The sequence below is a fragment of the Bacteroides intestinalis genome, from assembly GCF_003464595.1.
GTDB lineage: Bacteria > Bacteroidota > Bacteroidia > Bacteroidales > Bacteroidaceae > Bacteroides > Bacteroides intestinalis_A.
Genome location: NZ_QRZF01000004.1, coordinates 1 through 18,318, shown reverse-complemented (window position 1 = coordinate 18,318; position 18,318 = coordinate 1). Strand labels below are relative to the sequence as shown.

Sequence of the window (18,318 nt, the reverse complement as noted above, 5' to 3'; positions counted from 1 at the left end):
AAGTTATAATTTTGCCGCAAAGGTAGGAATAAATGTGATAAAGTGTAAGTCTGTGTGCAATAAAAACTATTAAATAGTACTTATTGACAGGATTAATTTGAAATGGTGTAGAATTGAACTAAATGCTGATAATTCTTTCTCCGCTATCTGGCAAGAACGGAAAAAAGAGATTGAGGATGTGATGTTAATCAAATGATTTATAGGGCAAAAAAGTAGGATAATACAACTGTCCAGAATTGCATAAAAAGTGTATGATTGGATAGTTACTTTTATTTTTTAACTATCTTCGCCTTAGAAAATCATTATTATTGCTATATGAAATTCAATCAAGAGAAATTTTTGCAAGATGCCTTCCGCTTGTTTATGTGCATGAATTATGAGAAAGCAAGTTTCACAAAGTTAGCCCAAGTAACGGGAATGACGGGGGCAGGTATGTCTTACTATTATCCGAATAAAGAAGCTATATTCAAGGCTGTTGTGGATAAGTTCGTATTACAAACACATAGTCCCGAAAATAAATTTAAAGTAACTGCAACCACACTGAAAGACTTTATAGTACAATATGTAGAAGGTATAGAGCAAACTATGAAAAAGCTGAGGGTATTTTGTGATGATAATCTGACTTTGCAGGAATGCTCACGCAATAACTATCATTTCTTGATACAAGCAAGCCGATATTATCCGGAGTTTGATGCAAAAATCAATGAAATGTTTGAAAAGGAATATGATTTATGGCGACAGATTATTACAAATGCTAAAGAAACAGGAGAGATATATTCGGGTGTGGATGTTGAGAAGACTGCATCCATATTTCGGCAGATATATTGGGGATTGGCTTTTGAAATGTCTTTTACAGTGGGACTTGATACTCAAAAATTATTAGAAAACTTACAATATACATACAGTCTGCTTGTTCGATGAGATTTCTTCTATTCAATACCTGCATTAAATAACCCTTTGATTTATATTTAGTATGTGGGAAAAAAAACTTTTTCTAATGATCATTAGAAAAAGTTTTTTTCATATATTTGCGATGCTATCAGACATTCAACCATTAGCTATTTTATAGAATGATTGCTAACGGGTGTTCATATCTGAAAGGGAGCTATCATATCGACTAAATAAATAAAATTATGAAACTAAGGGCGTCGTTTAAAGTTGTATTGTTTTTTTCTTTCTGCATGGTTTGTATGACTTCATGCCTAAATGACGATGAAACTAAGGATAAGATTGAAAACATAAAAATGTATGTTTCTGCGGAAACAGGCGAGTATTTTCCTGTTTATGATCTCGATATTAAAAAAGAAGGAATGAAGGTTAGAGAAAAGGAAAATATGGACTGGGCTGTTATTCCCTTTAGCGGAATAGATGGATTCGAATATGAGAAAGGATATGAATATGTGCTTGAAGTAAAGAAAATAATATTGGCTAATCCGCCAATGGACGGCAGTAATCTTAAATACGAATTGATAAAAGTTGTTTCAAAGGATAGACCGACACGTTAAGGCTATTAGCATTATATAAGTCTAAAGTTATGTTTGTCGAATTTAAGTCAATGATAAGATTACAACCATGAAAAGAATATATCATTTTTTTTTAGTATTGCTCATTCTTTGTTGCACACAGATTTTGTTTGCCCAAAATAATGTAGATATGCTGTTCACGTCTGTAAGCGAAGGATTGGCGGGGCATCCGTCGGAACTTGTGTATCTGCAAACAAACAAGGGTATCTATGAAACAGGGGAAGATTTGTGGTTCAAAGCCTACGGGCTGGATGCGCAGTCTTTCGGATTGTCTGACCGCAGCAAAACGCTGTACCTGCAAATGATGGACGCTAAAGACAGTGTGGTATGGCGGGAGAAATATCCTATCGAGAACGGGATTGCGGACGGTCACGTGTACATGGATGAAAAGCTGGTGGAAGGGAATTTTTCTCTGGAAGCATATACCCGGCACTCGTTTTTCAATGACACGACGGAAATGCTGGTGGCACGAAATATCAAGGTGGTTAAGAATATCGCCCATGACAGCGGACAAGCGGAGAAAAGAAAAAAAAGGGAATTGAGATTCGACCTTTTTCCCGAAGGTGGAAATTTGGTTGCCGGGTTACCTTCCCGTTTGGCTTTTAAGGCAACGGACGGCAACGGTTATCCGGTAGATGTGGAAGGAACGTTGTATATAGATGAAAATCCTGCCACAACGTTCAAAAGCAGCCATGACGGGATGGGGCTCTTATCTTTTACTCCTTCCGTCGGCAGGAATTACCGGATAGAACTGAAAGATGGAAAGAGTTACTCTCTACCAGAGATTTATTCACAAGGTATGTCATTCCAGTTATTGAAGCACAATAAGGAACGGATGGAGTTTGTGATTTCCCAAACAGAAGGGTTACCTGAACAGGACGTTTATCTGTTGGGGCAAATGCGGGGAGTAGTCTGCTGCGTGGCAAAAGGGAAGTTGAAGAATAGCCTGAGAATAAAGATTCCTGCAATGGAATTTCCATATCAGGGGATTGCGGAATTTACATTGTTTGACGGTACAATGCAGCCCATAGCGGAACGTTTGGTATATGTTCACCCGGAAAAGAGACTGAATATCAGTATCGAACTGGATAAGGACAATTATGTACTTCGTGAAAAGGCTACGCTGAAAATAAAGGTGACGGATGATGATGGCAAGCCGATGCAGGCAAATCTGGGTATCAGCGTATTCGACAAAACATATGTGAATCCGGCTGATCCTGCAAATATCCTTACGCATTGCTATCTTACCTCCCAGATACGGGGGATTATCCATAATCCGGCTTATTATTTCAATGAAGAGAATAAAGACCGGATGGAAGCAATGGACTTATTGCTGTTGACACAAGGTTGGAGGCGGTATGTGTGGAGGTTTGGACGTTCACCATATCATGGCGGGATATTCCTGACGGATGAAATATCGGGTACTCAAACGGTAAAAAACAAGAAGAAAAGCAAGGAAACACAAAGCACGGAGCAACTGATTCAGGTGTCGGGTGCGAAAGGAAACTCGGCGTTTGTCTGGGCTGATTTGACGGGATGCTTCAAAGTCGGTACAAATATGATGAAGGAGATTCGAGGGGGATATGTGTATCTGAAACCGATGTTATCAAAAGAGTTTAAACCGAAACTGGAAATAACAGATTATTTTCCGCTGATAGACAGTATCAGAAAAAACAAGCCGTCCTGTTATCCGATCATGGATTTATCGCAAGCAATAAAGCAGCAGGTTCTTGATATGCCGGTGGTGAGCAATGACAGCACAATCCTACTGGATGAAGTGGTTGTTACCCGAAAAGCTCGCAAACCGTTCCGCGATAAGTTCATGGGGAGATTGGATAGTTTGGCACAAGCAAATTTAGGAAGTGCTTATGTCTGTGGGTGTGGTTATTTGCAGAACTACAAACCGGGATATGATGCACATCCATACTGGAAGCCGTGCAGTATTTCCGCTGATAAAAGAAGCAAGCCGATTGAGGGGGAAAAATATTATATAGTTAAATTTAAGCATTTAGGTGGTAACGCTTTTTCTGTTGAAGATGAACAATTAGTTACTTATCATGGTGAAACCTATTCGGAAGAAGAGTTATTGCACATGAATAACCTTTACCGCACCAAAGGTTACTATGCTGCCCGTGAGTTCTACCAGCCGGATGAAATAGATATGCAGCTATCTACGCCGGATGCCCGGAATACTCTACTGTGGCAACCTTCTATTGATACTGACGAGAAAGGCGAAGCGACTATTTCATTCTATTGCTCGGATATTAATACCGAGTTCATAGGTGTAGTGGAGGGAACGGACGGAGCGGGATTGCTTGGAACAGGAAAGTGTGAGTTTAGGGTGGTTAGGAATATAACTAATTAAGAGTAAAAGGGTTATACAACCATCCAAGCCCTTTTTTATAGAAGATGTAGAACAATCAAAACAACTTTTGTATAGGGCAACGTAGTTTAAGAAAGTATTTGTACGATATTCCGAAGAATATGCGCAGTTTTATTGATGATTTTGTGGGAGAACATAAAGCTATAAAAGAATAACAGAATCATTTAAAAAACTAAATGATTCTGTTATTCTTTTAATTATATATCAATGTCCTTATTCTCCTTCTTTTTCTCCTTCAGCTTCCGGAGCCTTATCTATCAACTCCAGGAACTGGTCGAGTCGAGGTGTAACAATGATTTGTGTACGGCGGTTGCGTTGTTTGCCCAGTTCGGAATCATTGTCTGTGATAGGATTGTACTCACCACGTCCGGCAGCAGAAAGGCGTTTAGGGTCAACACCATATTTATTCTGCAATTCTTGTACTACAGATGAGGCACGTAAGGCACTCAAATCCCAGTTATTGCGGATATTGGTACGTGAGATGGGCACGTTGTCCGTATTACCCTCTACGAGTACTTCGTAATCTTTGTAGTCGGTGATAATCTTGGCAATCTTGCTCAACGTTTCGCCGGCGCGTTCGTTGATTTCGTAACTGCCGCTCTTGTAGAGCATATTGTCTGCTAAAGAGATGTAAACCACACCTTTCAGTACTTTCACATCTACTTCTTTCAATTCCTCGCGGCTCAGGGAGCGGGTCAGATTGTTGGTCAGCATAACGTTCAGTGAGTCCGACTTGCTCTTGGCATCCACTAATTGCTTGATGTAGCGGTTGGAGGCATTTATTTCATCTACCAGTTTAGAGATGTTGATATTGCCTTGTGAGTTCTGCTGGAGGCTCTTGTCGAGCGATCCTTGCAGGGTAGCGTAACTGTTACGCAATTCCTGATTATTTTTTCGGGCTTCGCTTAGACGATCCTCCAAACTTTTAGATTGTGTGCGGTATTCGGCAAGCTGGATTTGTGCGTCCTGATATGACTTGTCGAGAGCAGACTTTTCGTCTTTCAGTTTGTTATAATCTGTTTGAAGATTCACAAATTCCTTCTTGGTCACACATCCCGTCAGGAATAGAGTTGCGACCAACAGAAAGGATGCAGCTAATTTTGTACGTTTCATAAATCTTTCTTTATTAAATGTTTACTGGGCGCAAAGATAAGAAAATCCCCGTACTCCGGTTGCGGAGACGGGGATATATTATTTGTTTTATAGGTACTTTATGAAATTATGCGTTCAGAGCCTGCTCAATATCTGCGATGATATCGTCTGCATTCTCAATGCCTACAGAGAAACGAATCAAGTCGGGACGTACTCCGGCTTCCAGTAATTGTTCGTCCGACAATTGGCGGTGTGTATGGCTGGCCGGATGCAGCACGCAGGTACGAGCATCGGCAACGTGGGTCACGATGGCAGCCAACTTTAGTGAGTCCATGAACTTGATAGAAATCTCGCGACCCCCTTTCAATCCGAAGGAGATAACCCCGCAAGAACCGTTCGGCATATACTTCTGTGCCAACTCATAGTATTTATTGCCGGGAAGACCACAATAGTTCACCCAAGCTACTTTATCATTTTTAGAAAGGTATTCGGCAACTGCCTGTGCATTTTTGCAGTGCTGCGGCATGCGTAGGTGCAGAGTTTCCAGACCGAGATTCAGCAGGAAAGAGTTTTGCGGAGACTGGATGCTGCCGAGGTCACGCATCAACTGGGCAGTAGCCTTAGTGATATAAGCCATCTTACCGAAAGCTTTTGTATAAGTCAGTCCGTGGTATGACTCATCCGGTGTGCACAGTCCGGGGAATTTGTCAGCGTGTGCATCCCAGTCGAACTTGCCGCTGTCTACAATACAACCACCTACGCTGGTGGCATGACCATCCATATATTTGGTCGTAGAGTGTACTACGATATCAGCACCCCATTCAAACGGGCGGCAGTTGATAGGAGTCGGGAAGGTGTTGTCTACAATCAAAGGTACACCGTGACTATGGGCAATGCGGGCAAATTTTTCAATATCCAATACTTCCAGTGACGGGTTGGAAATGGTTTCACCGAACAATGCTTTCGTATTCGGGCGGAAAGCTGCGGAGATTTCTTCTTCGCTGGCATCCGGACTAACGAAAGTAACTTCGATACCCAATTTCTTCATAGTCACCCCGAAGAGATTGAATGTACCGCCATAGATAGCGGACGAACAAACGAAGTGATCGCCTGCCTGGCAGATATTAAATATAGCATAGAAATTGGCAGCTTGTCCGCTGGACGTCAGCATACCGGCAACACCGCCTTCAAGAGCAGCTATCTTGGCGGCAACAGCGTCGTTGGTAGGGTTTTGCAAGCGAGTATAGAAATAACCGCTCTCTTCAAGATCAAAGAGGCGTGCCATTTGCTCGCTGGTTTCATATTTGAAAGTGGTGCTTTGATAAATGGGGAGTACACGGGGCTCGCCCTTCTTAGGAGTCCATCCTGCTTGTACGCAGAGGGTTTCCGGTTTAAATTGCTTTGCCATAATGCTATTTGTTTTTATAGTTTTTTATCAATTAACGCATTTGTGGACGCAAAAGTAGGGAAAATAATTGTATTTTTGTCCGCAAGATGAATAAATGGAAAATGAAACAGTTATTTTGCTTTCTTATTTTGCTTTTTTGCATGTCATTCTCTTACGAAGCGTTGGCCCAGGAAGAGCGGGCTACGCCGAAAAGCGGTGAGGGGATATCTGGTTTTCTACAGCGTAACGGGCGTACCGGAAAAGCGTACTATCAGGAGTTCCTGGAACTGAATAAGAAACAATTGCGAGGTAAAGAGGAGTTGCGGCTGGGAGTGAAATATTTGCTTCCACCTCTGAAAAAGGGGAGTGGCAATACGGCTGCTTCATCCAATTCATCTGCTTCAAACTCTTCTGCTTCAAATTCTTCTGCCCGTTCCGGCAACAAAACAATTCGTGAACCTCTTTTCGGAAAAAGTCTTGCTGAAGTTAAAGTGACGGGAAACCGCCTCAAAGGTGCGTGTTTCTACGTGGTGAGTGGGCATGGTGGCCCTGATCCCGGTGCTATTGGCAGGATAGGAAGCGTGGAACTGCATGAGGATGAATATGCCTATGATGTCGCTCTCCGTCTTGCCCGGAATCTGATGGAGGAAGGCGCTAAAGTTTATATTATTATTCAGGATGCCAAAGACGGTATCCGTGACGATCAATACCTTAATAATAGTAAGCGTGAAACTTGTATGGGTGCTCCTATTCCTCTGAACCAGGTTGCCCGCCTTCGCCAGCGTTGTGAGAAAATAAATGCGCTTTATCAGAAAGACCGCAAGAGTTATACGTATTGCCGTTCCATCTTCTTGCATGTAGATAGCCGTAGTAAAAGTCACCAGACGGATGTATTCTTCTATCATGCTCCCAAAAGTGTGAATGGTAAACGGTTGGCAACTACAATGAAGAATACTTTCGAATCTAAATACGACCGCCACCAACCTAACCGTGGCTTTTCGGGAACTGTCAGCCCACGCAATTTGTATGTGCTGGCCAATTCCAGTCCTGCTGGAGTGTTTGTAGAGTTGGGTAATATTCAGAATACTTTCGACCAGCGCCGGTTTGTTATGAGTTCCAATCGTCAGGCGTTAGCGAAGTGGATGATGGAAGGTTTCATTACTGATTATAAGAAGAGCAAATAATCCTTATTTTCTTTCTGTTTTCTTTTCATGCCACACCACTACCGTCACTGCTGACAGTATCAGTAGAATGCCTAAAGCACTGTGCACCGTGAAATTTTCTTTGAATACCCAGCATCCGATGGCTACGGCAGTAAGTGGTTCCAAGGCTCCGAAGATGGAGGTTAGAGTGGGTCCGATATGTTTAATAGCCTTTACCAAAGTTATATTTGAAATGGCTGTTGCGGGCAGTGCCAATCCGAGAATATTCAGCCATGCATATCCGTCTGTGGTCAGGCGGATGCCGCTCGTCAGACATCCTCCTATAATAAAGAATAAGGCTCCCAGCCCCATAACATAGGCAGTCAGTGCTGTAGATGGAATGTTTACAGCACGGCTTTTGCGTACTCCGATAATGTATCCGCCGTAAAAGAAAACGGAGCATATAGCAGCGGTCAATCCTATGGTTGTATTGCCTCCTTTAAAGTCAATCTCTCCCGATGATAGCAATGCTGCTCCTATCAGCGAAATCACTACAGCAAATAGAATTGAGAATGACTTTTTTTCCCGGAAGAAGAACATCATGGCGAGGGCAACAGCCAATGGATACATGAAGTGGATGGTTGATGCTACTCCGCTGGCTATGTGCTGGTATGCGATGACCAGGCTCAATGAGGTTGCGGCACGGAAAAGACTCAATATGAACACTGTTCCGAAATCCTTCCGGTTGATACAGAATGTTTCACCTAAAAAGATGCCGAATATGATTAGTGTAAATGATGCGACTCCCCACCGATAGGCTAATACTTCGAAAGAAGAAAAACCTGAGGATAGCAGGGATATGGTGAAAAAAGGTGCCAATCCAAATGTTGAAGAAGAAGCTGCCGCGTATATATAACCTTTTATGTTGTCCATAGTTCTGATTGAAATTATAGATCGAATTTGAAATCCGGTGCAAAAGTACAAATTGCAAAGGTGAAAAAACTATAATTGAGAGCAAAATCGCTTTTATATTGTTATTAGCACAATGCCGGTTAAATCTGGTTGGTGTTCACTTTAAAATAAAAATCTTATGGGAAAGAATTTATTAGTTTTAAGTGTATGGGTAAGCGTCCTGATGCTTGCCTCATGTGTAGGTAGCAAGAAAGAAACGGTGACTTATACTCCTGAAGAAATAGCAGATGCAGGGCAGGTGATGAAATATTACGACGCCTCATTGGCTCTGTTGAAAAATGTGGTAAAGGAGAGGGATGTAAATGCAGTATTGGGTTATATGGAACAAAAGACGGAAGTCCCCATGTTTTCATACATCATGTCTCCCGTCATTTCGAAAAAAGATTCTGCGGAGGTGATGCTACCGGGTGAATGCTTCGGTGCAGATGTCAGACAGAACCTGATACAGAATTATGCGGAGCTTTTTCAGTCGAGAAACCAGTTCTATGCTAATTTCAATAAATACTTGTCTCTTCTGAAAGAAAAAAAGACCGAGGGGATGGTCGATTTGCTGAATGATAATTATGAATTGAGCGTGGTAATGTCTGAATGTAAGCAGAATATATTTGATATATTGAGCCCGATTGCTTCAAATGCCCAGCGGGTTCTTCTGGCAGAAAATCCTGTGAAAGAGCAGATCATTGCAATGAAAAGCATGAGTACGACTATGCAGAGCATTATCAATTTGTATGCCCGTAAGCATGTTGAAGATAAATCCCGCCTGGATTTAAAGATTATGGAACTGCGACTTCAGCTGGATGCGGCAGAGAAACTACCGGTAGTAAAAGGACACGAGGAAGAATCAGAGAAATTCAAGGATTTCCTGTCTAAAACAGAAGGATTTCTGAAAATAGTACAAGATGCCCGTCAGAAGAACTCATATGCTGATGAGGACTTTGAGGAAATCAGTAGCTACGGATTGGGTATTATATAAGTTCTTTCGCTACACGTGGCACAATCATTTTATGGAAAGGCTTAATAAAGAAGAAATAAGCCTTTCCTAATGCATTATGATATTGAACCACGGTTGTTATATCTATCAGGTCGTTTCCTATCTTGGCAATGGAGACATAAAACAATAAGTGCTTATCATCTTTCCTCATGATAGCCTCATTTTCCGTATCTTCTATTATACAATCTTCTGTTTTCAACACTTTTCCGGTTTCAAGCCCCAAAGGTTTTACCAGAATATTCCTGACCTTCATTAAAAAATTGAGCCACGCCGGGGAGTGATTGAATATTTTTTTGATTAGTTCTTTGGGAATTATCTGTTCTGCAGGCTTTTGGGCTTTCACAATGAATGTATCATGATAATCTGCCGGAAGATATTTGTCGATAAGTCTTTCCATATCTTTGAATAAAGTTGGGTTAGTTAAATGTCCTGTACAAAGATAGTGTTTCCGGATGGAATAATGGGAATGTCTTAATCATCATTTCCAGAAATTTGATATCTTTGTTGCGAACAGTAACCGCAGATTACGAATGGACTGAAGTATGTGCCGATGAAAAGAGAGATAAAGTAATAGTTATATATTGCGGACAAAGACTATTTGCCCGCAATATATAAGATGATTATTCTACTGGAATGAAGATTTCTGTCAACAAATCCTCCGGTTTCGTATTGCACGGATCATTCAGATAACGCTCGGCACTCGACTCGTCTCTCATCGTACATTCCATTTCGGGAATGAACTTTCCGTAAATCGTGTCGTATACACTTTGCAGATACTCATAAGATCCTTTGTAGGTAAACACTGCATAACGTCCGGCAGGCAATTGCTTGAAGCCGACATCCCCTTTGGGAGTTACGGTTACAGGCATCACCATGCAAACATCGGTACGCAACTTGTCGGCAGGCGTCACTTTGGGATCATCGTGGTACATGCAATAAGGGGCCATATCACCCATCGGCAGTTTTTCTTCTTTGATGAATTGGAACAAACGCATCCATGTGCCTCCGTAATCATTCATTTTATAGTCTCCGAACAGGCGGATATAAATTACATTTCTGGCAGGCACTTCTCTTATTTCTTTCTTTAACTCTAAATCGGGTCTGATAATTGCTGGTTTCATAATTACAAAGTTTTTATTGTTACGATACTCATTAGGTGAAATTCCATAGAACTGCTTGAATACTTTCGACAGTGACGATGGTGAGGAATAGCCGATGCGATAAGCGATATCTGCAATAGGCAAATCCGAGTAACGCAACAGGCGGGCGGCAGATTCTGTTCGTGTCCGGACTATGAACGTCCCGATCGGCTCGCCCAGAAATGCTTTCATGATGCGATGGAAGTAGAACGGAGAGAAATGAGAAATCTTGGCCAACGATTTCAGATCAATCTCTTCTCCAAGATGGAGGTTGATGTAATCTACTACTGCATTTACGCATTTCTGATACTCTTCACGCGTGGTCTTCTTGCTATGTTCCATAAGTTCTTCTTTGAATTTCACGATGCAAAAATAAGGGTAAATAGAATAGGGGACTTGTCCAAAGTTGCTATAAATTCAATATCTTTGTACCCCCCATGATTTTAAAGAAATGACCAAAGATATAAAAAAGAAACTACAGGAGTGGGCAAAGACCTATCATTGTGCGGATTTTATTCAAAATGATCCGGTACAATTCCCGCATCGTTACCGGCAGAAACAGGATATAGAAATCAGCGGTCTGCTGACTGCTATTATGAGTTTTGGCAATCGCAAGCAGATTCTGAAGAAAGCTGATGAATTACACGATTGTATGGGGGCGTCTCCTTATCAATATGTACTTTCCCGTCGTTGGGAGAAAGATTTTCCTGCTGAGGAAAAACGTAGCTTCTACCGCATGCTTTCGTATGCCGATTTTTATTCTTACTTTGAACGCTTGTATGCTGCTTATTCCCGTTTTGAAAGTTTGGAAGAGGCGCTCCAAGTGTATTCCGGACTACCAATAGAGAAACTCTGTGCTTTTCTGGAAGTATCTTCTCGCAGTCCTCAGAAGAAGCTGAATATGTTTCTCCGCTGGATGATACGTAAAGGACCGGAAGTTGACTTTGGAATTTGGGAAAGTTTTGATTGCAGGGATTTAATCATCCCTTTGGATACGCATGTCTGTCGTGTAGCCCGATTGTTGGAACTTACCGAGACGGAAACTTTTTCCTTGAAAAATGCACAAAGGATAACTGCCGCATTAGCGGAAGTCTTTCCGGATGATCCCTGTTACGGTGATTTTGCTTTGTTTGGCTATGGGGTGAATAATAAGTAGGGAATGTCCCTTTTTTACTATTTCTCCCCATTCCTTTTGTCTACTTTTGCGGCAATTCATGAGATATATCATATATTTGTCGTATGCAAACTTTTCGTATCGTAAAACCTGCTCCTGCATTGGCTCCTTATATCCGTTATTATTGGATATTACGGGATGATGCTTTTACTCCTGTGTCGGAACGGACATTGCCTGTTGGCTGTATGCAATTGGTATTTCATAAGGGTAGGCAATTAGTATCATTGCAAAATTCACAATTACAACCACAATCTTTTATTTGCGGTCAGTCTTTCGGCTTTTCCGACGTTATGTCGACGGGAATGATTGAAATGATAACAGTGGTTTTCCAGCCCTATGCGGCAAAGACTTTCCTGCGAATCCCGCTGCATCTTTTCTTCGGACAGAATATCTCTACGGATGAAGTGGAAGATACGGAACTCTCTGATTTATCCCGGAGAATCGTGGATACTCCGGATAATGACCAATGTATCCACTTGATTGAAGACTTTTTCTTCCATCGTTTGGTTTCCTGTTCCGAATACAATCTGAAAAGACTTTCTACGGTTTTGAGTGAAATAAACCTCCATCCACAGGTCAGCACATTACGGCTTTCTGATGTAGCCTGCCTCAGTTCCAAGCAGTTTGGCCGTATATTTGCTGATTATATAGGCACTACTCCTAAAGAATTCCTTCGTATTGTGCGCATGCAGCGTGCTCTTTATACTTTGCAACAAGATCCGGCGTTGCCTTTTGCCCAGGTAGCTTATGAGTGTGGCTTCTCCGATCAATCTCACATGATCAAGGAGTTTAAACTCTTCTCCGGCTATACCCCTGCCGAATACCTATCTGTCTGTGCTCCTGTCTCCGATTATTTTTCCACTCTTTAAAGATGTCTGTTTTCTTCTATTGAAGGTTGCCAGCTTGCCCTATTTTTGCATTGTCTTTGCAAAGGCATAGTAATAACCATAAAAAGAAAACAAAATGAAAAAACTAATTGCATTTTTTGAAATTCCTGCTGCTGATTTCCGTCGGGCAATCGATTTTTATGAAACCGTGTTGAATATGAAACTTCCGACTTGCGAATGTGAGGAAGAGAAGATGGCATTTTTCACTGAAGAGGATGAATTTGTCGGAGCAGTTTCTTATGCTTCTGATTTCCTTCCTTCTGAAAAAGGAGTACTTATTCATTTCAATGTAGATGAGATTGAGCCTACTCTTGAAACAATTTTGAAAAAAGGCGGGAAAGTCGTTATTCCCAGAACAAAGATTGAGGCAGAAGGTAGGGGATATTTCGCTGTCTTTGTTGATACGGAGGGAAATCGCGTCGGTATTTATGCAGATAAATAATCAGCATTTCTGATTTTTCTGTTTACATTTGCAGCACACTTTTAAATTATACAAATTATGATTAGACTGAATGTTTTTATTCAAGTAAGTGAAAGTAACCGTGCTGCGGTGTTGGAAGTTGCAAAAGAGCTGGTGGCATCTTCTTTGAAAGACAAAGGTTGTATTGCCTATGATATTTTCGAAAGCGCTACCCGTAATGATGTCCTGATGATTTGCGAAACCTGGGAAGATGCGGAATCGCTGTCTGCTCATGAAAAAGCAGAACATTTTGTTACATTGGTCCCCAAAATACAGGAATTGGCTTCCATGAAGTTAGAGAAGTTTAGCTTCTGATATTGGGAAAGAGGATATACTCCAATGCAGTATATCCTCTTTTTCTTTCTATCCTTTATATATGAATTTCAGTTATAAGCAAATTTGGATAATTGCGTATCCCATTCTTATCAGCCTGCTGATGGAGCACATGATAAATGTTACGGATACAGCTTTTTTAGGCCACGTAGGTGAAGTCGAATTAGGAGCATCTGCATTGGCAGGCGTTCTTTATATGGCTATTTATATGCTTGGCTTCGGATTCAGTATTGGTGTACAGATTCTGATAGCTCGTAGAAATGGCGAACAGAAGTATAGTGAAATAGGTGGAGTTTTTATACAGGGCGCTTTTTTCCTGCTGGCATTGGCTACCGTCATGTTTTTCTTGTGCGATTTTATCACAACACATATTCTTGGTCGTTTGATATCTTCCGATCAGGTATATACTGCTGCCGCTTCTTATCTGGAATGGAGAAGGTACGGGCTTTTCTTCTCTTTTATTGCAATCCTGTTTCGCGCGTTCTATATTGGTATTACGGAGACACGTACTCTGACGCTCAACTCTATAGTGATGGTGCTCAGTAATATTATTTTCAATTACATTCTGATATTCGGAAAATTCGGTTTCCCGGCTTTAGGTATTGCAGGTGCAGCAATCGGTTCTTCACTGGCGGAGTTGGTTTCTCTATTGTTTTATGTGGCATATACCTGGTTCAAAGTAGATAAGAAGAAATATGCATTGTTTCAACAGTTCAGTTTCAAACTGGCGGAATTTAAACGGATTTGGAATATTTCCTGCTGGACTATGCTTCAGTCTATACTGTTCCCGTCTCAGTGTTTTTTGTTTTTTATAGCCATAGAGCATTTGGGAGAACGATCTTTGGCCATAGCTAATATCATGCGGAGCATCAATACGTGTTTCTTCATGGTTATTTTTGCGTTTGCCGATACTGCAAGCTCCATGGTGAGCAACTTGCTGGGAAGGGGTGAAGAGAAGAGTGAAATCTGGCTTGCCTGTAAACGTGCCATACGTTTAACTTATATGATAGGTATCCCGTTTCTATTGCTGTCTGCCCTGTTCCCTACCGTGTTATTGCAGATATATACCAATAGTCAGGAGTTGGTGCAAGCAGCATTACCCACTACGTACATCATGTTACTGGGGTATTTCCTTTCAGCTCCCGGATTAGTATTGTTCAATGCTGTTTCCGGAACAGGAAATACAAACCGCTCCATGAGGATTATGCTGATAACTATTTCAGTTTATGTCGTTTATGTTGTTATCATGGTTATGTATCTGAAAGTGGATGTGGCTGTTGCATGGACCAGCGAATATATTTATGGGGGCATGTTGCTGTTGCTCTCTTATCTGTATCTGAAAAGGGAGAATTGGAATAAGCGCATTTAATTACGATTCGGATATAAGAGAAGTTTCTTCATTTTTTCTCTCTATTCTAATGTATTGCAATACTCCTGCTGTTTCTTTTTAGGTAATTTCTTGATTACTTCCTCTATAGAGTGATTGATTAATTCCTTTATCAGACTATCCGGTACATCGCTCTCCAGATAGATGGTAATCCAGTGTTTCTTGTCGGAAAACGGACCGAATGTAATGCCATTATATAACTCCATTAACTCTGTCGACTTAGTGGGGTCGCACTTTGTGTCTGCCCAAAAGCGCCCTTCTTTAGGATTTAATGGAGCAAAAGTGAACATCTTGTCCATGATTTTGTAGACAAGGGTATTTTCGCCAAAGGGGAAACTTTCTGTTGCTCCTTTGATACTTAAACAATATTCCCGATATTCTTCAATATTCATGGCTTTACCCTTTTTTCATTTTATTCCGTCTCAAAAATACGATTTCTTTTCATAAGCTCATGTAAAAGTTCCATAAAAAAGAACTCAAATACCACTTGGAATAAGGACAATGCATACTTTTGTGAAAGTAACATACCCACGGGTGATGGTACACGAGTAGAACATGAAAAAAGTGATAAAAGCAGATGTTGCGAATAGGTGTAAAGACGTCGATGTGGAATCCTTGGCACGGCTGTCATAAGTTTAGTACAGGGTGTCAGCATTGCTATGTTTATCGTACGGATGGTAAATATGGTAAGGATAGTTCTGTTGTAACAAAGACGGAAAAGTTCAATCTGCCCGTACAACTAAAGAAAAACAAAACTTATAAGATACCTTCCGGTAATCTGGTCTATACTTGTTTTACTTCTGATTTTCTGGTAGAAGATGCCGATGTGTGGCGTCCTGAAGCATGGGAGATGATGCGGTTGAGGCAAGATCTTCATTTCCTTTTTATCACTAAACGCATTGACCGGTTGAAGGATTGTTTACCTCCTGATTGGGGAGAAGGATATGATAATGTAACGATCTGTTGTACGATGGAGAATCAGGATCGGATTGACTATCGCCTGCCTATTTATAAGGCAGCTCCCATAAAGCATAAAATCATTATTTGCGAACCTCTTCTCAGTCGGATAGATTTCAGGGGAGAGTTAGGTGAATGGGTTGAGCAGGTTGTGGCCGGAGGAGAATCCGGAAGGGAGGCCCGTGTATGCGATTATGACTGGGTTTTGGAGATTCGTCGCCAATGCATAGATGCCAATGTAGGCTTCTGGTTCAAACAAACAGGCTCTTTTTTACTGAAAGACGGAAAGGAGTTTAAAGTGGCCCGGCAGTTTCAGCATTCGCAGGCCCGTAAGGCAGAAATAAATTATGAGCCGGATCGTACCTCTCTTATAGAAGAGAGTACGGGTAATGTTATTTTGTAGTTTCCTGCGTTCAACTATCCTACCGGTTTGATTGTTATATACTCAATATATCAATAATATAAGATTTGTTGGAGAGCTGAAGATATGAAATCAACTAAGGAAATTTATTTGGCAGGAGGCTGTTTCTGGGGAACCGAACACTTTCTGAAACTGATTGATGGCGTAGAGGCAACGCAAGTAGGTTATGCAAACGGCAATATTGCCAATCCGACTTATAAACAGGTATGTACCGGAACTACGGATTTTGCAGAAACCGTGAAGGTACAGTATGATCCTGTGAAAGTGGACCTGCCTTTTCTTATAGATCTTTATTTCAAAACCATCGATCCTACCAGTGTAAACAAGCAAGGTAACGATAGGGGTACTCAATATCGTACAGGTATCTATTATACCGATCCGGCAGATTTATCGGTCATTCAGGAAACGGTACGCCGTTTGGCTGCAACTTATACCCGTCCGCTGGCAGTAGAAATAAAGCCTTTGGAGAACTTTTATCCGGCAGAAGATTATCATCAGGATTATTTGGATAAAAATCCGGGTGGGTACTGCCATATTCATCCTGAGTTATTCGACTTGGCGCGTAAGGCTAAAATGCCGAAGAAATCTGCCCCCGCTTATAGTAAACCGGATGATGCGGTCTTACGTTCCAAACTTACTCCGGAACAATATGCCGTGACTCAAAAGAATGCAACCGAGCCGGCTTTTCATAATGATTATTGGGATGAACACCGTCCCGGCATTTATGTAGACATCACTACGGGTGAGCCTTTGTTTGTTTCAACCGATAAGTTTGATTCCGGTTGTGGTTGGCCCAGTTTCTCAAAGCCGATTGACCGTAAACTTATTCAAGAGAAAATGGATACATCTCATGGCATGGTGCGTACAGAGGTTCGGAGTGCTGCAGGCGATGCCCACTTAGGACATGTCTTTACAGACGGTCCGGCGGATAAAGGTGGTTTACGCTATTGCATTAACAGCGCTTCGTTGCGCTTTATTCCTAAAGATAAAATGAAGGCGGAAGGATATGGAGATTATATTGACTTGGTAAAGTGATGTTTCGTATCCGGAAAGTTTTCGTATCTTTAGCAAAAACGGAATTATGATTGAATTTAAAGCTGTATCACTGGCGTCTCTTCTAAATCTGAGGAATCAGTATCTGGACTCTTTGCGTTATCCTCAGGAATTGCATTGCGAGTGGCTTGTTGCAAAAGGGGGGTGTTTTTGTATCGAACAAGATGGGAGAGTAGTAGGATATTTCATTCGGTCGGAAGAAGGCGATTTGATTGAGTTTTATTTGCCTGATAAATTGTTTTCCCGGAAGGAAGAAATATTCGGAAGAGTGCTGGAAGAGTTTCAGATTAAGAGTGCTTTCTGTAAGTCTTTTGATGATTTATTTATGGCTTGCTGCCATGCATTTGGTCAGTCCAGTAAAATAGGTGGTTATCTATTCCGTTTCTTCACAGAAGAAATAGTGATGTCTTTGCCTGAGGAAGTTACTGTCCGTAAAGCAAAAGAAATAGATATTCCGTTATTGCTCACCCATGACAGTGATTTGTATGAGTCTCCAGAAGAATTGAATTATACTGTTTCGCATCGGATGATACTTATGTACGAAAAGGATGGAGTACTTCTGGGGTGTGGATATCTTATCCGTGTCCTTCCGGACAAAGAAATTTTTGATGTAGGAATGTGGGTGAATCCGGCATTTCGCAGGCAAGGGTATGCTACGCTCATTATTTCACATCTGAAGGAAACATGCTTGAAAGCGGGATATACTCCCATTGCGGGTTGTGCCGCTGATAATATCGCTTCGCGAAGAACGTTGGAAAAATGCGGGTTTATGACGAAGCATTGCGCTATCGTTTTTGAGTTTTAAAAACATTGTTTGCATTCGATATGTTATCATATCATAAATAAACAGTTTTCAAATAGTACGATTATGGCTAAAAAAGCCCTATTTGGAAGGTAAAGTATTTTTGTGGTAAAGGTTTCCATGTTGTTTTGAGAAAGAGAATGAAGACTTGAATTGCGCAATGGAGTGCTTGTTGCAGTGTCACAGTTGTTTACGTGTGGAATATGAAGAGCGTA

The 18,318-nt window shown here is 41.3% G+C and carries 19 protein-coding genes; 13 read left to right on the top strand and 6 right to left on the bottom strand.

Features of this window, described 5'->3' with window-relative positions; translation table 11 throughout:
* The first annotated feature begins 315 nt into the window (after nucleotides 1-315).
* From DWW10_RS06895 to DWW10_RS06885, 3 genes are all read left to right on the top strand, one after another.
* Nucleotides 316-921: a TetR/AcrR family transcriptional regulator gene (locus DWW10_RS06895; protein WP_118464220.1), complete on the top strand. Its 606-nt coding sequence runs from the start codon at nucleotides 316-318 to the stop codon at nucleotides 919-921.
* Between the two features lie 212 nt (nucleotides 922-1,133).
* Nucleotides 1,134-1,505, top strand: coding sequence for a DUF4377 domain-containing protein (locus DWW10_RS06890; protein WP_022392688.1), 372 nt, complete (start codon nucleotides 1,134-1,136; stop codon nucleotides 1,503-1,505).
* 67 nt (nucleotides 1,506-1,572) lie between these two features.
* Complete coding sequence (locus DWW10_RS06885) at nucleotides 1,573-3,888, top strand: alpha-2-macroglobulin family protein (protein ID WP_022392689.1); 2,316 nt, start codon at nucleotides 1,573-1,575, stop codon at nucleotides 3,886-3,888.
* 231 nt (nucleotides 3,889-4,119) lie between these two features.
* On the opposite strand, the gene DWW10_RS06880 is transcribed toward DWW10_RS06885, so the two are convergent.
* Together DWW10_RS06880 and DWW10_RS06875 are read right to left on the bottom strand one after the other, a co-directional pair.
* Nucleotides 4,120-5,019 (bottom strand): OmpA/MotB family protein, encoded by a 900-nt coding sequence (locus DWW10_RS06880; RefSeq protein ID WP_022392690.1) that lies wholly within the window; start codon nucleotides 5,017-5,019, stop codon nucleotides 4,120-4,122.
* Nucleotides 5,020-5,125: 106 nt separating this feature from the next.
* Entirely contained in the window at nucleotides 5,126-6,406 is a 1,281-nt protein-coding gene (locus DWW10_RS06875; RefSeq protein WP_118421269.1) for an O-acetylhomoserine aminocarboxypropyltransferase/cysteine synthase family protein, read from the bottom strand.
* 101 nt (nucleotides 6,407-6,507) lie between these two features.
* Here DWW10_RS06875 and DWW10_RS06870 point away from each other — a divergent pair, with 101 nt between their 5' ends.
* Nucleotides 6,508-7,569, top strand: a complete 1,062-nt coding sequence (locus tag DWW10_RS06870) for an N-acetylmuramoyl-L-alanine amidase family protein (RefSeq protein WP_022392692.1) — start codon at nucleotides 6,508-6,510, stop codon at nucleotides 7,567-7,569.
* Between the two features lie 3 nt (nucleotides 7,570-7,572).
* On the opposite strand, the gene DWW10_RS06865 is transcribed toward DWW10_RS06870, so the two are convergent.
* The gene (locus DWW10_RS06865) at nucleotides 7,573-8,460 is read right to left on the bottom strand and encodes a DMT family transporter (protein WP_007217330.1); all 888 of its coding nucleotides are present in this window, start codon (nucleotides 8,458-8,460) and stop codon (nucleotides 7,573-7,575) included.
* Between the two features lie 157 nt (nucleotides 8,461-8,617).
* Here DWW10_RS06865 and DWW10_RS06860 point away from each other — a divergent pair, with 157 nt between their 5' ends.
* Nucleotides 8,618-9,472, top strand: a complete 855-nt coding sequence (locus tag DWW10_RS06860) for a DUF6845 domain-containing protein (RefSeq protein WP_022392693.1) — start codon at nucleotides 8,618-8,620, stop codon at nucleotides 9,470-9,472.
* Here the strand turns inward: DWW10_RS06860 and DWW10_RS06855 are convergent.
* Both DWW10_RS06855 and DWW10_RS06850 read right to left on the bottom strand, forming a co-directional pair.
* Nucleotides 9,465-9,887, bottom strand: a complete 423-nt coding sequence (locus DWW10_RS06855) for a DUF2867 domain-containing protein (protein WP_007214881.1) — start codon at nucleotides 9,885-9,887, stop codon at nucleotides 9,465-9,467. The genes DWW10_RS06860 and DWW10_RS06855 overlap by 8 nt on opposite strands.
* A gap of 223 nt (nucleotides 9,888-10,110) precedes the next feature.
* The gene (locus DWW10_RS06850; protein ID WP_022210846.1) at nucleotides 10,111-10,971 is read right to left on the bottom strand and encodes an AraC family transcriptional regulator; all 861 of its coding nucleotides are present in this window, start codon (nucleotides 10,969-10,971) and stop codon (nucleotides 10,111-10,113) included.
* Nucleotides 10,972-11,080: 109 nt separating this feature from the next.
* On the opposite strand from DWW10_RS06850, the gene DWW10_RS06845 reads away from it, so the two are divergent.
* From DWW10_RS06845 to DWW10_RS06825, 5 genes are all read left to right on the top strand, one after another.
* Nucleotides 11,081-11,785 (top strand): TIGR02757 family protein, encoded by a 705-nt coding sequence (locus DWW10_RS06845; protein WP_022392694.1) that lies wholly within the window; start codon nucleotides 11,081-11,083, stop codon nucleotides 11,783-11,785.
* An 83-nt stretch (nucleotides 11,786-11,868) separates the two neighbouring features.
* Nucleotides 11,869-12,672, top strand: a complete 804-nt coding sequence (locus DWW10_RS06840) for an AraC family transcriptional regulator (RefSeq protein ID WP_022392695.1) — start codon at nucleotides 11,869-11,871, stop codon at nucleotides 12,670-12,672.
* A gap of 94 nt (nucleotides 12,673-12,766) precedes the next feature.
* Nucleotides 12,767-13,132 (top strand): VOC family protein, encoded by a 366-nt coding sequence (locus tag DWW10_RS06835; RefSeq protein WP_118421270.1) that lies wholly within the window; start codon nucleotides 12,767-12,769, stop codon nucleotides 13,130-13,132.
* A 57-nt stretch (nucleotides 13,133-13,189) separates the two neighbouring features.
* Complete coding sequence (locus DWW10_RS06830) at nucleotides 13,190-13,465, top strand: putative quinol monooxygenase (protein WP_022392697.1); 276 nt, start codon at nucleotides 13,190-13,192, stop codon at nucleotides 13,463-13,465.
* A gap of 61 nt (nucleotides 13,466-13,526) precedes the next feature.
* Complete coding sequence (locus tag DWW10_RS06825) at nucleotides 13,527-14,852, top strand: MATE family efflux transporter (protein WP_022392698.1); 1,326 nt, start codon at nucleotides 13,527-13,529, stop codon at nucleotides 14,850-14,852.
* A 41-nt stretch (nucleotides 14,853-14,893) separates the two neighbouring features.
* Here the strand turns inward: DWW10_RS06825 and DWW10_RS06820 are convergent, their stop codons facing one another.
* Nucleotides 14,894-15,262, bottom strand: a complete 369-nt coding sequence (locus tag DWW10_RS06820; RefSeq protein WP_022392699.1) for an MmcQ/YjbR family DNA-binding protein — start codon at nucleotides 15,260-15,262, stop codon at nucleotides 14,894-14,896.
* A gap of 194 nt (nucleotides 15,263-15,456) precedes the next feature.
* On the opposite strand from DWW10_RS06820, the gene DWW10_RS06815 reads away from it, so the two are divergent.
* From DWW10_RS06815 to DWW10_RS06805, 3 genes are all read left to right on the top strand, one after another.
* The gene (locus DWW10_RS06815; protein ID WP_182021372.1) at nucleotides 15,457-16,230 is read left to right on the top strand and encodes a DUF5131 family protein; all 774 of its coding nucleotides are present in this window, start codon (nucleotides 15,457-15,459) and stop codon (nucleotides 16,228-16,230) included.
* A 63-nt stretch (nucleotides 16,231-16,293) separates the two neighbouring features.
* On the top strand, nucleotides 16,294-17,283 hold the full coding sequence (msrB, locus tag DWW10_RS06810) for a peptide-methionine (R)-S-oxide reductase MsrB (RefSeq protein ID WP_118421271.1): 990 nt from the start codon (nucleotides 16,294-16,296) through the stop codon (nucleotides 17,281-17,283).
* A gap of 46 nt (nucleotides 17,284-17,329) precedes the next feature.
* Nucleotides 17,330-18,106 carry a GNAT family N-acetyltransferase gene (locus DWW10_RS06805; protein WP_022392702.1) on the top strand — a complete coding sequence of 259 codons (777 nt, stop codon included), beginning with the start codon at nucleotides 17,330-17,332 and terminating at the stop codon, nucleotides 18,104-18,106.
* Nucleotides 18,107-18,318 lie beyond the last annotated feature (212 nt).

Excerpts from the sequence above, each read along its gene's own strand:
- DWW10_RS06895 (WP_118464220.1), top strand. The coding sequence starts at position 316 with ATGAAATTCAATCAAGAGAAATTTTTGCAAGATGCCTTCCGCTTGTTT.
- DWW10_RS06890 (WP_022392688.1), top strand. The coding sequence starts at position 1,134 with ATGAAACTAAGGGCGTCGTTTAAAGTTGTATTGTTTTTTTCTTTCTGC.
- DWW10_RS06885 (WP_022392689.1), top strand. The coding sequence starts at position 1,573 with ATGAAAAGAATATATCATTTTTTTTTAGTATTGCTCATTCTTTGTTGC.
- DWW10_RS06880 (WP_022392690.1), bottom strand. The coding sequence starts at position 5,019 with ATGAAACGTACAAAATTAGCTGCATCCTTTCTGTTGGTCGCAACTCTA.
- DWW10_RS06875 (WP_118421269.1), bottom strand. The coding sequence starts at position 6,406 with ATGGCAAAGCAATTTAAACCGGAAACCCTCTGCGTACAAGCAGGATGG.
- DWW10_RS06870 (WP_022392692.1), top strand. The coding sequence starts at position 6,508 with ATGAAACAGTTATTTTGCTTTCTTATTTTGCTTTTTTGCATGTCATTC.
- DWW10_RS06865 (WP_007217330.1), bottom strand. The coding sequence starts at position 8,460 with ATGGACAACATAAAAGGTTATATATACGCGGCAGCTTCTTCTTCAACA.
- DWW10_RS06860 (WP_022392693.1), top strand. The coding sequence starts at position 8,618 with ATGGGAAAGAATTTATTAGTTTTAAGTGTATGGGTAAGCGTCCTGATG.
- DWW10_RS06855 (WP_007214881.1), bottom strand. The coding sequence starts at position 9,887 with ATGGAAAGACTTATCGACAAATATCTTCCGGCAGATTATCATGATACA.
- DWW10_RS06850 (WP_022210846.1), bottom strand. The coding sequence starts at position 10,971 with ATGGAACATAGCAAGAAGACCACGCGTGAAGAGTATCAGAAATGCGTA.
- DWW10_RS06845 (WP_022392694.1), top strand. The coding sequence starts at position 11,081 with ATGACCAAAGATATAAAAAAGAAACTACAGGAGTGGGCAAAGACCTAT.
- DWW10_RS06840 (WP_022392695.1), top strand. The coding sequence starts at position 11,869 with ATGCAAACTTTTCGTATCGTAAAACCTGCTCCTGCATTGGCTCCTTAT.
- DWW10_RS06835 (WP_118421270.1), top strand. The coding sequence starts at position 12,767 with ATGAAAAAACTAATTGCATTTTTTGAAATTCCTGCTGCTGATTTCCGT.
- DWW10_RS06830 (WP_022392697.1), top strand. The coding sequence starts at position 13,190 with ATGATTAGACTGAATGTTTTTATTCAAGTAAGTGAAAGTAACCGTGCT.
- DWW10_RS06825 (WP_022392698.1), top strand. The coding sequence starts at position 13,527 with ATGAATTTCAGTTATAAGCAAATTTGGATAATTGCGTATCCCATTCTT.
- DWW10_RS06820 (WP_022392699.1), bottom strand. The coding sequence starts at position 15,262 with ATGAATATTGAAGAATATCGGGAATATTGTTTAAGTATCAAAGGAGCA.
- DWW10_RS06805 (WP_022392702.1), top strand. The coding sequence starts at position 17,330 with ATGATTGAATTTAAAGCTGTATCACTGGCGTCTCTTCTAAATCTGAGG.